Here is a 13,667-nt window from a genome sequence, read left to right as displayed (position 1 = left end):
CAGAACTTTTTAATTAGTCATCACTTGCGCCAAGTAGGGCAAGTAAAGACGTAAATAAGTTATATACATTTAAGTATAAAGACACTGTAGCGCGAATGTAGTTTGTTTCGCCGCCGTTGATGATTCTGCTAGTATCAAACAAAATCAAACCAGACATAATTAATACTACAGCAGCATTAAGCACCATAAACATTAGCGAGCTGCCAACAAAAATATTAACAATGCTTGCAACGATTACAACAATTAAGCCAACAGTTAAAAAGCCACCCATAAATGAGAAGTCTTTTTTAGTGTTAAGTGCATAAGCAGATAAACCAAAGAAAATAAGTGCTGTAGAACCTAACGCTTGCATAATAAGCATTGGGCCATTAGGCATTGCAGCGTAATGATTCAATAGTGGACCAAGGCCAGCTCCCATTAAGCCTGTAAACGCAAACACCCAAAACACACCAGATGCTGAGTCAGCTTTTTTGTTTACAACAAATAATAAACCGAAAGAAACGAGTGTAAACACAAGTCCCATAAAGTAAGGTAATTGTAGTGCCATTGAAATACCAGCTGTTACTGCACTAAATGCAAGTGTCATAGCAAGTAAAAAATAGGTGTTTTTAAGTACCTTATTTGTTTCAATGGTCGACATTACCGGTTTAGCGGTATTGTACGATTGATTAAACGCCATTGTAGAGCTCCTTAAAGTGAAACAAGTCTGTTTCGATAATTTAACTAAAATTAGATTACCAACTCTTATATGTTTGGGCAAACCTTTGTAGATCAATAGAGTGTTATTTTTAAATTTAAGTTCCTGAATCTTTTAAAAAGTTATAATTTGCTTTAAGTTTAAACAAATTAATTGTTTTTTAAGCACTTAAACAATTAATTTAAAAAAAAGCTTCACAAAGGCAATGGGTTTCCCTATTATTCAGGCCGTGCGGAGAGATGGCAGAGTGGTCGAATGCACCGGTCTTGAAAACCGGCATGGGTTTATAGCCCATCTAGGGTTCAAATCCCTATCTCTCCACCACTTATTTAATAAGTGTGTGGTGTTAGTTTAATATCATTCATTTAAAATAAATATTAGTACACTCTTACTAATATTTATAACAGTTTTGGAGAGATGGCAGAGTGGTCGAATGCACCGGTCTTGAAAACCGGCATGGGTTTATAGCCCATCTAGGGTTCAAATCCCTATCTCTCCACCATTGTATTAAAGCCCGCTAACTAAGCGGGCTTTTTTGTGCCTGCGAATTAAAGCTGTTTTATTTTTCATCATTTTTAAGCTTTTAGGTGAGCGTGGCTTCTTACTAGTATCCATCATCCGGTAAAACTTACAAAGCTTGCGTATATTTGTATGTAAAACCATCATAAATTACGACCATAGTCTCTGTTTCTAACCTTAAGATCTTGGTGCATGCTTAGTACATAGTATTTAAGCTTGTGTATTAAGGACTTTAAATGAAACATCAACTAGCAAAAAGCGTAGGGCTTTCGTTATTATCGCCTGTTATTGTAGGCAGTTTACTTGGTGTTTACTATTCACTTACGCTGGAAGGCGAGTTTGCCTCAATATTCTTAACGTTGTTGATGACTGCTATATCAAATGCACACATTGTAGGCTTAACAATGGCGGCTTTCGTAGTTCCCGGGTATTTACTTATGTTTAAGTATTCAAAGGTAAATTACTCTGGTGTGCTAACGCTAGGTTTGTTAGGTGGGGCTATTTTTAGTTACCTCTTGAGTGCCACCACAGGCGAAATATTTTTAATTAATAGTGTTATGTCGGCATTCGCTGCGGGGCTATTTTTATTTGGTCTTCGTAAATCAGCAAAATCATAATTGCAGCTTTATTAATCAAGGGCGCTGAGAAACGGCGTGAATTCCTTTTTTTTACCTGCAAAAGGTTCCAATTTTTCACCACAAAGAGTACCTTTAGCTACTGTATGTTTAATAAGAAGTAGTTTGGTATGCAAAAGCACGATTTTTACCAGTCATTAGTTAAGCAAACTGAATCGCTGATTGCCGGTGAATCGAATGTAATTGCTAATATGGCAAATATAAGTGCGCTGTTATTTACCTCTTTAGAAGATGTAAATTGGGCGGGCTTTTACTTTATGGATTCACCGTCAGAATTGGTACTAGGCCCGTTTCAGGGCAACCCTGCATGTATCCGTATTCCAGTAGGAAAAGGTGTATGTGGAACGGCTGCAGCTACATTGCAAACACAATTAATCGAAGATGTTCACGCTTTTGACGGGCATATTGCCTGTGATGCAGCATCAAACTCTGAGGTTGTTGTACCTATCATGAAACATGGTAAAATATTTGCAGTGCTGGATATAGATAGCCCTATTATCTCTCGATTTGACACTGATGATAAAGCAGGTTTAGAGGCATTAGTTAAGTGCTTTGAGGCTAGCTTGTAATGAAAGATTTGCTAAATGTTCAAGACTACCTATTTGCCATACAAGATGTTGGTGATTGGGAAGGCGATGAAGAGCATGTAGCGGAAACGCTCAATGATTTGATTCACATAGCATGGGATCGTTTACCAGACGACTCAGAGTGTGAATTTATTGATGAAACAATTAATGGTATTTGGGAACACCTTCGAGGTGATATGGCTGTAATTGAAGCTGACTTCGAAGAGCTGGTCGACTGGGTAATACACTATGTTGATTCTTCCCTTGATGAAAGATCTGAAAAATAGGTTCTAAAATGGAAACCACAAACAAGCTAAAAGATATTAATGAAGTACTGGAGTTCTTATATCAAGAATTTCCACAGTGTTTTAAACAAAAAGACGGTATCAAACCGCTTAAAGTAGGTATTTTTAAAGATATCGCTGAGCGTATTGAAGGGTCTGAAAAAGTAAGCAAGACTCAAGTACGTCAAGCGCTTAGAAAATACACGTCAAACTGGCGTTATTTAGAAGCTGTGACTAAGTCAGAGTTTCGTATTGATCTTGATGGTAATCAAGGTGAAAAAGTTGAGCAAGAGCATATCGACCATGCACAAAAAGCATTGGAAGAAAGCCGCGCTAAAATGGCTAAACGCAAAAAACAACAGCGTCCACGCCAAGACTCAGATTCTAAATCTTTCAAAAAGAAACCAGCGCACGCAAATAAAGCGGGCGAGCGTAGTTCTTCAGCTAACAAACCAGCGAAGGCTGCACCAGCTAAACGTTCAGGAAAAATTGAACCTTTACCAGCAGGTGAGGTCAAGGTTAATAACAAGGTTAAGGTTAAACTTGGCCAAGCACTTGTAAATGCAGTAATTACAGAAGTGAACAAAGATGACGTTCACGTTGAATTAGTGACAGGTATGCAAGTTAAAACTAAAGCTGACAGCTTATACATCATTTAAGCTGTAAATAAATTAAGGAGTTGTGTATGAGTAAAAAGTTTACGCTCATTCCGTTAGTTGCTGCCCTGTTTTCAGGTTCATTATTTGCTGCTGTAGAAGCCGTTACAATTGACGATTTACCTCAGCTTAAGCAAGAAAGTCAACATGGAACTGCCAGCAAACGAGTGGCTAGCTTATTTACTCGTTCACATTACACACCGGTTCGATTTAACGATGAGCTTTCTAGCAAAGTATACGATCGTTATATCGAATCCCTTGATTATAATAAAAGCGTTTTCTTAGCCAGTGATATTGCATCGTTTGAGCAATACCGCGACGACTTTGACAACGCTTTGACTACCGGTAAATTAGGTTTTACGTTTGATATTTTCAACTCAAGCCTTAAACGCCGTTTTGAACGTTATGAATATTCGCTTACATTGCTTGAAAAAGAAATGACGTTTGATAAAGAAGACGAATACTTTTTTGACCGAGAAGACGCCGCGTGGCCAACATCTCAAGCTGAGCTTGATGAAATTTGGCGTGAGCGTGTTAAATACGACGCTTTGCGTTTAAAAATGACCGGTAAAGATTGGGAAGGCATTAAGGAAGTACTGACAAAGCGTTATAAAAATGCGCAAAAACGCTTAGTACAATCAAACTCTGAAGATGCGTTCCAAATTGTAATGAATTCACTTGCACGTAGTATTGAGGCGCACACATCTTACTTATCGCCACGACGTGCAGAGCAATTTAAGCAAGATATGGATTTAGAGCTTGAAGGCATAGGTGCCGTGTTAAGTCCTGATGAAGATTACACAGTTATTCGCAGCTTAGTGCCAGGTGGCCCTGCTGATAAAACAGATCAAATCAAAGCAGATGATCGCATCATTGGTGTTGCCCAAGATGGTGAAGAGTTTGTAGACGTTATTGGCTGGCGTCTTGATGACGTAGTAGATTTAATTAAAGGCCCTAAAGGGACTAAAGTACGCTTACAATACTTAAAAGGTGTTGATGCGCACGGTACGCCTAAAGTGGTTGAAATCACACGTGACAAGATTCGCTTAGAGGATAGAGCCGCAAAGTCAGAAGTATTTGAAGCAAAATATTCTGATTTAACAAGTAAAATTGGGGTAATTGAAATCCCCGGGTTCTACAATAACCTATCGAAAGATGTAAAAGTTGAATTAGCCAAACTTAAAGAAGAAAAGGTAGATGGTATCATCATCGACTTACGCCAAAATGGCGGTGGCTCTTTATACGAAGCAACGCAACTGTCAGGCTTGTTTTTTGACCAAGGCCCAGTTGTTCAAATTCATACTTTAAATAATCGTATTGAAGAGCAAAAAGATCGTGATGGCATTACTTATTACGACGGTCCATTAACTGTATTAGTAGACCGCTACAGTGCATCTGCCTCTGAAATATTTGCAGCTGCAATGCAAGACTATGGCCGTGCAGTTATTATAGGTGAGCAAACGTTTGGTAAAGGTACTGTTCAGCAACACAAAGGTTTAGGCCGCGCCTATGATTTATACGATAATGCACTTGGCAGTGTGCAATACACAATTGCTAAATTTTATCGCATAAACGGTGGTAGCACGCAGCATAAAGGCGTAATTCCTGATATTTCGTTTCCATCAGCGATAGACCCTGCACAGTGGGGTGAAAGTAAGCAAGACAATGCTTTACCTTGGGATAGCATTGTAAAAGCAAAATACAAAAAATTAGGTAATTTAACGCCTATCATTACTTATTTAGAAAAAAATCATGAGCAACGTATTAAAACCGAGCCTGAATTTAACTATGTATTTGATGACATAGCGCGTTATAACGAAGAAAAAGATCGTAAAACTATTTCTTTAGTTGAGGCTAAACGTATTAAAGAAAAAGACGAGGGCGAGGCACGTGCACTTGCTCGAACAAATGAGCGTCTTAAGCGTTTAGGCAAAGAGCCCGTTGAAAATCTAGACGATGTACCTGAAGTAATCGAAGAGTTAGACCCGTTTTTAGAAGAAGCGGCGTTGATAACGCAAGATTATATTAAATACGGTCGTATCGCTAAAAAGTAACAACTGGTTTTACCTCTACAAAAAAGGCGCATTGGCGCCTTTTTTACTACCCATAATTTAGTAAATTGTTATAATCGCCTATTACTTTAAGTTGGGTTACCTCATCGTGCTCAATTTATGCGTTAACCGTTCAAAAATAATAATTAAACACGCAGCGAATGTGTGTAGGAGTCTCTATTTTGAAGCCATTGGAAGATAAACCAATTAAGCCCGCCTCGTTTTTTGATGCACTAATTCCCATCTCTGTATTAATCTGCTTACTCGGTGCCGCTGTATATTTATTTGGTGATAACTCATCATCAGGCCCTAACCAAATTGCACTTTTATTTGCTACGTTCGCAGCCGCTTTAATTGGCTTAAAAAATGGTTATACCTGGAAAAAACTTGAGCAAGCAATGATTGAGGGAATTACACTTTCACTTGGTGCAATTTTAATATTATTGATGGTGGGTGCTTTAATTGGTACTTGGTTACTTTCGGGTACTGTACCCACTTTAATTTATTATGGCCTACAGGTTATTAACCCTAGTTGGTTTTATGCAGCGAGCTGTTTAATTTGTGGCATTGTAGCTATGAGTATTGGTAGTTCGTGGACGACAGCAGCTACTATAGGTGTTGCTTTGTTAGGTGTAGCAACTGGCCTTGGGCTTGAACAAACAGTGACCGCAGGTGCGGTTATATCGGGTGCTTATTTTGGCGATAAATTAAGCCCACTATCTGAGACAACAAACCTAGCACCAGCAGTTGTTGGCGCTGATTTATTTGAGCATATACAACATATGCTGTGGACAACTGTACCTAGCTTTGTAATCGCACTCATCATATTTATATTTATGGGTTTTAATGCCACCGCGTCTAGCGAAGCAGGCCGCATTGAAGAAATAACAGTAATTCTACAGCAGAACTTTAATATTGGTTTTGAAATGCTGATCCCATTAATTGTGTTGCTAGTTTTAGCAATTAAAAAAATGCCTGCTTTTCCTGCAATTTCAATTGGTGCTGTAGTGGGTGCTGTATGGGCTATGTTGTTTCAGTCAGATTTAATCGCGAGTCAAATTGATGTAACACAGGGTCAGTTAGTGGGTTATTTTAAGTTAATTTGGACAACTTTTTTTGATGGCTTTAGTGTTGATACTGGCGATGACAAAATGGATTCATTACTAAGCGGCGGTGGTATGGCAGGAATGCTTACAACCACATGGCTTATAATGACCGCGCTTATGTTTGGCGCTATTATGGAAAAAACAGGGCTTTTAGATATTTTCGTTAAAAGCATCTTAAAAGTTGCTAAAAGCACAGGGTCTTTAATTGCCTCTACTATTGCTACGTGTGTTGGCACAAATATCATTGCAGCTGATCAGTATATAGCTATAGTAGTACCTGGACGCATGTTTAAAGACGAGTATGAAAAACGTGGCTTAAAACCTGTTAATTTATCTCGTACGCTTGAAGATGGCGGCACAATTACAAGTCCATTGATACCATGGAATACCTGTGGTGCCTATATGCAAAGTGTTTTACTAATAAACCCATTTGACTATGCATTGTATGCTTTCTTTAATTTAATTAACCCATTCCTAGCGATTGTTTACGCCTATTTAGGTATCAAAATTTTACGTATTAAACCGAAACAATCAGCTTAAACTAAATATAGCTCCTTTATTTAAGGAGCTTTTTTTGGAGTATTTATGACGGCACCTACTAAGCCTCAAGCGCAATATTTAAAAGACTATAAAGCCCCAAATTTTCTAATTGAACACACTGAACTCACTTTTGACTTACAACCACTCAAAACCACAGTAACGGCATTACTAACACTTAAACGTGTAGATAATAACAGTACATCACTAGTGCTCGATGGTATCGATTTACACTTAGTGTCTTTATCTGTTGGCGGAGATGATATAACGGATTATGAAATTGTAGGTGAGCAACTTATTATTAATAATTTGCCAGAGCAGTGTCAATTAAGCATTGTGACTGAAATATCTCCGCAAACGAATACCTCATTAGAGGGGTTATATTTATCGGGTGGTGCTTATTGCACACAGTGTGAAGCACAAGGCTTTAGAAAAATAACCTATTATATGGACCGCCCAGATGTGCTTGCTACATTTGATGTAACCATTATTGCAGATAAAAAATACCCGCAACTATTATCTAATGGTAACCAAGTAGGCAGCGGTGAAACACAAGATGGCCGTCATTTTGTTAAGTGGCAGGACCCTTTCAAAAAGCCAAGTTACTTATTTGCACTTGTTGCGGGCGATTTTGATGTACTTAAAGACACCTACAAAACTAAAAGTGGTCGAGATGTTGAGCTGGCACTGTTTGTTGATAAAGGTAATTTATCTAAAACACCACATGCTATTGCGTCACTTAAAAAAGCAATGCAGTGGGATGAAGAACGATTTAATTTAGAATACGATTTAGATATTTATATGATTGTGGCCGTAGATTTTTTCAATATGGGCGCTATGGAAAATAAAGGACTAAACGTATTTAACAGCAAGTGTGTATTAGCAAATCAAGAAACAGCCACAGATAAAGATTACCACACCATTGAATCAATCGTGGGCCACGAATACTTTCACAACTGGACGGGTAACCGTGTTACCTGCAGAGACTGGTTTCAGTTATCGTTAAAAGAAGGATTAACGGTTTTTAGGGATCAAGAATTTAGCAGTGATTTAGGCTCTCGTGCCCTTAATCGTATTGATGCAGTAAAAGTAATGCGTACCCACCAGTTTAGTGAAGATGCAGGCCCAATGGCGCATCCAATACGTCCTGAAAAAGTAATAGAAATGAATAACTTTTACACCGTTACCGTTTACGATAAAGGTGCTGAAGTAATACGCATGATGCATACCTTATTAGGGGAAGAAAACTTCCAAAAAGGCATGGCTCTGTACTTTGAAAGACATGATGGGCAAGCTGTCACCTGTGATGATTTTGTAAGTGCAATGAGTGATGCATCAGGTGTTAATTTGCAGCAATTTAAGCTTTGGTACAGCCAATCAGGAACTCCCCGATTAAATGCAGAGCAAAGCTTTGATAGCGCCACAAATACATACTCGTTAACAATAGAGCAGTGTGCACCTAGCAATCAGCCTGAAAATAAGCCTCTGCATATTCCGTTTGCCATTGAGCTTTTAGATGCCAATGGACAAAGTATTGAGCTTGAGTACAAAGAGGAAAAGCAAGATCACGTACTTAATGTTACAAGCAAAACACAAACGTTCAGTTTTGATAATATAGCCACTAAGCCCGTTGCCGTTTTACTTGAAGACTTTTCTGCGCCTTGTATTTTGACTCAACAAACTACAGAGACTGAGCTGCTGCATATAATGCGCTATGCTCGCAGTGACTTTTCTCGCTGGGATGCACAGCAACAATTATTTATTAAAGCTGTGAAATCTCAAATTACTAATGCAAGCAATAGCGCTTTAAGTGCTGATATAATAAGTGCACTTCGCGTTCTTATTAATGCTAAAGAAGGCGATTTAGCGCTAATTGCTGAATTACTTAAAATGCCAAGCTTTGACACATTAGCCGCCGAATTTGATGTAATTCCTGTTGATGAAATAATTAAAATTACGCATAAGTTTGAGCTGCAAATTGCAGAAGAACTAAGTGATGACTTTGTTAGTTGCTACGAATCACTCGAAGATGATGGCAGCTTAAGCGCAACGGCTGTTGCAAACCGTGCTTTAAAACAATTATGTTTGCACTACCTTGCTAAAACACAAAAAGCTGATGCTATTACGTTTATTAATGAAGCTGCTAATTCAAATAACATGACCAATGTACTAAGCGCATTGAGTGCTGCTGTAAAAGCGTCAAATCCAATTCAAAATACCCTTTTAAGTCATTTTGATAGCCAATGGCGCCATGACGTATTAGTTATGGATAAATGGTTCGCGCTTCAAGCTATGCGCTCGGGCAGTGATGCGATCGATAATATTAAAGCATTGTATGAACACCCATGTTTTGATTTTTCAAACCCAAACCGCGTACGTGCACTTGTTGGTAGCTTTAGTCATTTTAATATTGCGCAATTTCATCGAGCAGATGGCACTGGGTATGAACTATTAGGTGATTTATTGATAAAGCTTAATGCTATTAATCCGCAAAATGCATCAAGAATGCTAACACCATTTATGTCGTGGAAGCGCTATGATGAGGCAGGCTCTAAAGCGATGAGGCAACAATTACAACGCTTAGCCGACCTTGAAGGACTAAGTGACGATCTTTATGAAAAGGTAGAAAAAGCGCTCGCATAAATGATTGAGTATTATTTTAGTATTAGATTGAGCTATAACGAATGCATGGATTACTATCATGGTCGTTATAGTTCATTACAAGTAGTTGAAGACAGCGGCAAGACAATTCGTTTTGCTGCTACTCATTTAAGGCCTTTTATATCAAGTATAGGAATACGTGGCCGTTTTAGACTTTTACTGACCCCTGAGAATAAATTTATCCGCCTTGAACGAGTGGCCTAGCACTCGGTATTTATGTTATAAAACAATATAAATATTATCTTTTTGTTAATTTCAATTTGTTCTATTGTTAATTTACGTGTATAAATTGTCTGGTATGACGTCTTACCAATACGTAAACGTCAGCTAAAAAATTAATAACTGATTGAATGCGACCATTTGTAATTTGTTTAATTCGCTTCTATCGTTACGATTACACTAAAAACAATAACTTGATCACACAAAATGACCCGCGACAGGGGGGAACCACAATGATAAGAAGATCGCTTTTTGTTAAAAACAAAATCGCTATAGGTTTAGCAGCCGCTAGCTTAGGTTTATCAGCAGCAAGTTCACATGCTGCAACATTTGAAGTAGGAGGTTTTGATATTGCCTTCGATTCAACCTTTTCTTATGGCCAAAGTATCCGTGTTGAAGACAGAGACTTCAGTCTTATTGGTAAAAGTAACAATCCAGCATTTGATTGGTCAGGTTACAATCCAGCACTAAACAATACGCTATATTCATCGCAAGATGTTTGGGCTCAACCAGGCTCTTACTCTAATAACGGCGACGCGGGGAACTTAAACTTTGATAGCGGTGATTCATTCTCAAAATTATTAAAAGGAACACACGACCTTTCAATAACTAAAGATAATTACGGTTTATTTACACGTTTTATGTATTTTTACGATTTTGAGTTAATGGATGGCGATCGCGCTTATTCAAACCCAACCTCAGGTCAAGGCGTTGATCCGTGTGATGATAAAGACACAAAAGAGCAAAGCTGTGCAGATATTCGTCTATTAGATGCATACGTTTGGGCTAATTTTGATTTAAACGACGGTAATAACCCATTATCTATTCGCCTTGGTCAGCAAGTAGTTAACTGGGGTGAAAGTACACTTATATCACATGGTATTAACGTAAACCCAGTTGATATAGACCGTTTAAAAGCCCCAGGTGCCGAGCTTAAAGAAGCATTCATTCCGGTAGGCATGCTTTGGGCTTCACTTGGTATTACCGAAAACATTACACTTGAAGGTTTTTACCAGTACCAATGGCATGAAACTCGTCTTCCTGCAGCGGGTACGTATTTTTCTACTAATGATTTTGCAGCCGAAAATGGTTATCAACAAAACGTTCAACTTGGGTTTACTTCAAACCCAGATATTGATGTTGCATTTTTAACTGACAGCTTAAATAACTTAACGTCTGACTTTGCGATGGCAGCTGCAGCGCAGGGTATTGATCCTGCAAGTGCACAAGGCCAAGCATTACTCGCAAGCATGTACCTTTCTTATCCAACGAAAGTTGCGCTTAAAGGCAAAGGCGATAATGGCAAATCAGAACCAGATGACGGCGGCCAATATGGCTTACGCTTGGGCGTATTTTTACCAGAGTGGAACGATACCGAAATTGCACTTTATCATGTAAATTATCATAGTCGTCGTCCACTGATCTCAGGTCGTGTATCAAACTTTTCTAATGCAGCTATTGCACAAGATTTAGCGATGATCATGAGCACCGAAATCACGTCAGATAACGTGGCTGATCTTGCTGCATTCTCTAAAGCAGAGAATGAATACCCAGAAGATATTAAGCTTTATGGTTTAAGTTTTAATACGACTATTGGTGAAACAGCTTTTGCAGGTGAATTTGCATTTAGACAAGATGAACCACTACAAATTGATGACGTAGAGTTACTTTATACCGCAATGCCTGAACAATTAGCAGTTGCTGGGATTCGTCCTGACTTTGCAGGTATTTCACAAATGAGTATAGGCGATGCTGTTAGCTCTGTGGGCGCCGGTGAGCTTGCTAAAGGCTACATTGAACGTGACACATCGCAAATTCAATTTACTGCAACACATTTATTTGGCCCTTCACTCGGTGCTGATAGTTGGGCTGTAGTAGGTGAGGTAGGTGCAGTAAAAATTCATGATATGCCTGGGTATGACGAAATGCGCTTGAATGTGTCGGGTACCGGCCGAAGTGGTGTTATTACAGGTCCAGGTACAACTGATTACTCTACATTACAACTTGGTCTTTCAAACGGCGCCGAGCAAAAATCATTTGCAACGGCATCGTCTTGGGGTTACCGCCTAATTGCTAAAGGTGATTATTTTAACCTTTACAACGGTATTAACTTCTCTCCACGTTTTGTATTTTCTCATGACGTAAATGGTAATACGCCAGATCCTATGTTCTTATTTATTGAAGATCGTAAATCTTTAGGCGCTACTATGAACTTTAACTACCAAAATGCTTGGTCATTAGATGTGAGCTATAACTCATTTTGGGGTGGCGGTGGTATTAATACCTTCTCAGACCGTGATTACGTTTCTTTTAACTTAAAATATTCAATCTAGGGGTATTATTACTATGATTAAAAAACCTACCCTCATTGCTACCGCTTTTTGTAGCTTATTTGCAAGTAGTGCCACTTTGGCAAAAATGAGCGCCGAAGAAGTTGCTCGTCTAGGGCAAGATTTAACCCCATTAGGTGCTGAAAAAGCAGCTAATGCAGATGGCTCTATTCCAGCTTGGAATAACGGTATTACAACAGTCCCTAAAGGCTATGAACCAGGCATGCACCATTTAGACCCATATGCTGCAGACAAAGTACTTTTTACTATTGATAAAACAAATATCGATAAGTACAAAGCTAACTTAAGCCCAGGTCAAATTGCATTATTTGAAGCATACCCAGATACATTTAAAATGCCTGTGTATGAAACTCGCCGTTCTGCCTCATACCCTCAGTTTGTATATGATGCGACTAAAAAGTTTGCTGCCACAGCTGAATTAGTTGAAGGTGGAAATGGAATTAAAAATACGGCAATTGGTATTCCTTTTCCAATTCCTAAAACGGGTTTGGAAGCAATTTGGAACCATTTATTGCGTTATCGTGGGCAGTCTATTGAACGCTTTGGCGGTCAAGCGGCGCCAACTGCATCAGGCTCTTACAACTATGTAGGTTTTGATGAGCAGTTATTAGTTAAATATTCTGATCCAAGTGCAACACCTGCAGAGCTTCAAGACTCAAACATTTTGTTTAAATTTAAACAAAGCGTAACTGAGCCTGCGCGTTTAGCGGGTACAGCGTTATTAGTTCATGAAACAATGGATCAAATTTTAACACCTCGTCAGGCGTGGACTTATAACTCGGGTCAGCGCCGCGTTCGTCGTGCGCCTAACGTAGCTTATGATGCACCAGGTACAGCAGCTGATAGCTTACGTACAACAGATGACTTTGATATGTTTAACGGATCTCCAAATCGTTACAACTGGACGTTAAAAGGTAAAAAAGAACTTTATATTCCATATAATAGCTACAAACTTCATAGTGACAAGCTTGAGTATGATGACATCTTAAAACCAGGTCATATCAACCCAGAACATACACGCTACGAAAAGCATCGTGTATGGGTTGTAGAAGCAAACTTAAAAGATGATACGCGCCATATATACAAAAAACGTGTATTTTATATTGATGAAGATAGCTGGCAAGTACAGGTTACCGATATCTATGATAACCGCGACCAACTTTATCGTGTAGCGATGGCTTATGGTCTTAACTATTACGAAGTACCTACACAGTGGAGTACGCTTGAGGTTTACCACGATTTAAATTCTCGTCGTTATTTAGCGATTGGTTTAGATAACCAAGAAAAAATGTACGATTTTTCACAGTCATTTAATGATAACGAATTTACATCAAGCGCTTTACGTCGCGCTGGTAGATAGTAATAAATTAGCACTTAACTTTGTT

General features: G+C 38.7%; 11 protein-coding genes and 2 tRNA genes. 12 read left to right on the top strand and 1 reads right to left on the bottom strand.

Annotated elements, in window-relative coordinates:
- Positions 1 to 13: 13 nt before the first annotated feature.
- The gene (locus J8L71_RS04750; protein WP_210999504.1) at positions 14 to 679 is read right to left on the bottom strand and encodes a Bax inhibitor-1/YccA family protein; all 666 of its coding nucleotides are present in this window, start codon (positions 677 to 679) and stop codon (positions 14 to 16) included.
- Between the two features lie 251 nt (positions 680 to 930).
- Here J8L71_RS04750 and J8L71_RS04745 point away from each other — a divergent pair.
- From J8L71_RS04745 to J8L71_RS04690, 12 genes are all read left to right on the top strand, one after another.
- Positions 931 to 1,021: transfer RNA gene (locus J8L71_RS04745), tRNA-Ser, on the top strand.
- A gap of 87 nt (positions 1,022 to 1,108) precedes the next feature.
- Positions 1,109 to 1,199, top strand: a tRNA-Ser gene (locus tag J8L71_RS04740).
- A gap of 253 nt (positions 1,200 to 1,452) precedes the next feature.
- Positions 1,453 to 1,833 carry a hypothetical protein gene (locus tag J8L71_RS04735; protein ID WP_210999503.1) on the top strand — a complete coding sequence of 127 codons (381 nt, stop codon included), beginning with the start codon at positions 1,453 to 1,455 and terminating at the stop codon, positions 1,831 to 1,833.
- A 128-nt stretch (positions 1,834 to 1,961) separates the two neighbouring features.
- Positions 1,962 to 2,420 (top strand): GAF domain-containing protein, encoded by a 459-nt coding sequence (locus J8L71_RS04730; RefSeq protein ID WP_210999502.1) that lies wholly within the window; start codon positions 1,962 to 1,964, stop codon positions 2,418 to 2,420.
- The gene (locus tag J8L71_RS04725; protein WP_210999501.1) at positions 2,420 to 2,704 is read left to right on the top strand and encodes a hypothetical protein; all 285 of its coding nucleotides are present in this window, start codon (positions 2,420 to 2,422) and stop codon (positions 2,702 to 2,704) included. Before J8L71_RS04730 ends, J8L71_RS04725 begins: the two co-directional genes overlap by 1 nt.
- An 8-nt stretch (positions 2,705 to 2,712) precedes the next feature.
- Positions 2,713 to 3,360, top strand: a complete 648-nt coding sequence (gene proQ / locus J8L71_RS04720) for an RNA chaperone ProQ (RefSeq protein ID WP_210999500.1) — start codon at positions 2,713 to 2,715, stop codon at positions 3,358 to 3,360.
- A gap of 26 nt (positions 3,361 to 3,386) precedes the next feature.
- Positions 3,387 to 5,411 (top strand): carboxy terminal-processing peptidase, encoded by a 2,025-nt coding sequence (gene prc, locus J8L71_RS04715; RefSeq protein WP_210999499.1) that lies wholly within the window; start codon positions 3,387 to 3,389, stop codon positions 5,409 to 5,411.
- Positions 5,412 to 5,590: 179 nt separating this feature from the next.
- Complete coding sequence (gene nhaC / locus J8L71_RS04710; RefSeq protein ID WP_210999498.1) at positions 5,591 to 7,054, top strand: Na+/H+ antiporter NhaC; 1,464 nt, start codon at positions 5,591 to 5,593, stop codon at positions 7,052 to 7,054.
- A gap of 45 nt (positions 7,055 to 7,099) precedes the next feature.
- A complete protein-coding gene (gene pepN / locus J8L71_RS04705; protein ID WP_210999497.1) occupies positions 7,100 to 9,694 on the top strand; it encodes an aminopeptidase N in 2,595 nt (864 codons plus the stop codon).
- Positions 9,695 to 9,916 carry a DUF2835 family protein gene (locus J8L71_RS04700; protein ID WP_210999496.1) on the top strand — a complete coding sequence of 74 codons (222 nt, stop codon included), beginning with the start codon at positions 9,695 to 9,697 and terminating at the stop codon, positions 9,914 to 9,916.
- Positions 9,917 to 10,164: 248 nt separating this feature from the next.
- Positions 10,165 to 12,264 (top strand): DUF1302 domain-containing protein, encoded by a 2,100-nt coding sequence (locus J8L71_RS04695; RefSeq protein WP_210999495.1) that lies wholly within the window; start codon positions 10,165 to 10,167, stop codon positions 12,262 to 12,264.
- A 13-nt stretch (positions 12,265 to 12,277) separates the two neighbouring features.
- The gene (locus J8L71_RS04690) at positions 12,278 to 13,642 is read left to right on the top strand and encodes a DUF1329 domain-containing protein (protein ID WP_210999494.1); all 1,365 of its coding nucleotides are present in this window, start codon (positions 12,278 to 12,280) and stop codon (positions 13,640 to 13,642) included.
- Positions 13,643 to 13,667: the final 25 nt, after the last annotated feature.

The sequence above is a fragment of the Pseudoalteromonas sp. MMG007 genome, assembly GCF_018100985.1.
GTDB lineage: Bacteria > Pseudomonadota > Gammaproteobacteria > Enterobacterales > Alteromonadaceae > Pseudoalteromonas.
This window is presented reverse-complemented; position numbering and strand designations above follow the sequence as displayed.

What these genes read in the sequence shown, in the direction of transcription:
- J8L71_RS04750 (WP_210999504.1), bottom strand. Translation starts at nt 679, where the DNA reads ATGGCGTTTAATCAATCGTACAATACCGCTAAACCGGTAATGTCGACC.
- J8L71_RS04735 (WP_210999503.1), top strand. Translation starts at nt 1,453, where the DNA reads ATGAAACATCAACTAGCAAAAAGCGTAGGGCTTTCGTTATTATCGCCT.
- J8L71_RS04730 (WP_210999502.1), top strand. Translation starts at nt 1,962, where the DNA reads ATGCAAAAGCACGATTTTTACCAGTCATTAGTTAAGCAAACTGAATCG.
- J8L71_RS04725 (WP_210999501.1), top strand. Translation starts at nt 2,420, where the DNA reads ATGAAAGATTTGCTAAATGTTCAAGACTACCTATTTGCCATACAAGAT.
- proQ (WP_210999500.1), top strand. Translation starts at nt 2,713, where the DNA reads ATGGAAACCACAAACAAGCTAAAAGATATTAATGAAGTACTGGAGTTC.
- prc (WP_210999499.1), top strand. Translation starts at nt 3,387, where the DNA reads ATGAGTAAAAAGTTTACGCTCATTCCGTTAGTTGCTGCCCTGTTTTCA.
- pepN (WP_210999497.1), top strand. Translation starts at nt 7,100, where the DNA reads ATGACGGCACCTACTAAGCCTCAAGCGCAATATTTAAAAGACTATAAA.
- J8L71_RS04700 (WP_210999496.1), top strand. Translation starts at nt 9,695, where the DNA reads ATGATTGAGTATTATTTTAGTATTAGATTGAGCTATAACGAATGCATG.
- J8L71_RS04695 (WP_210999495.1), top strand. Translation starts at nt 10,165, where the DNA reads ATGATAAGAAGATCGCTTTTTGTTAAAAACAAAATCGCTATAGGTTTA.
- J8L71_RS04690 (WP_210999494.1), top strand. Translation starts at nt 12,278, where the DNA reads ATGATTAAAAAACCTACCCTCATTGCTACCGCTTTTTGTAGCTTATTT.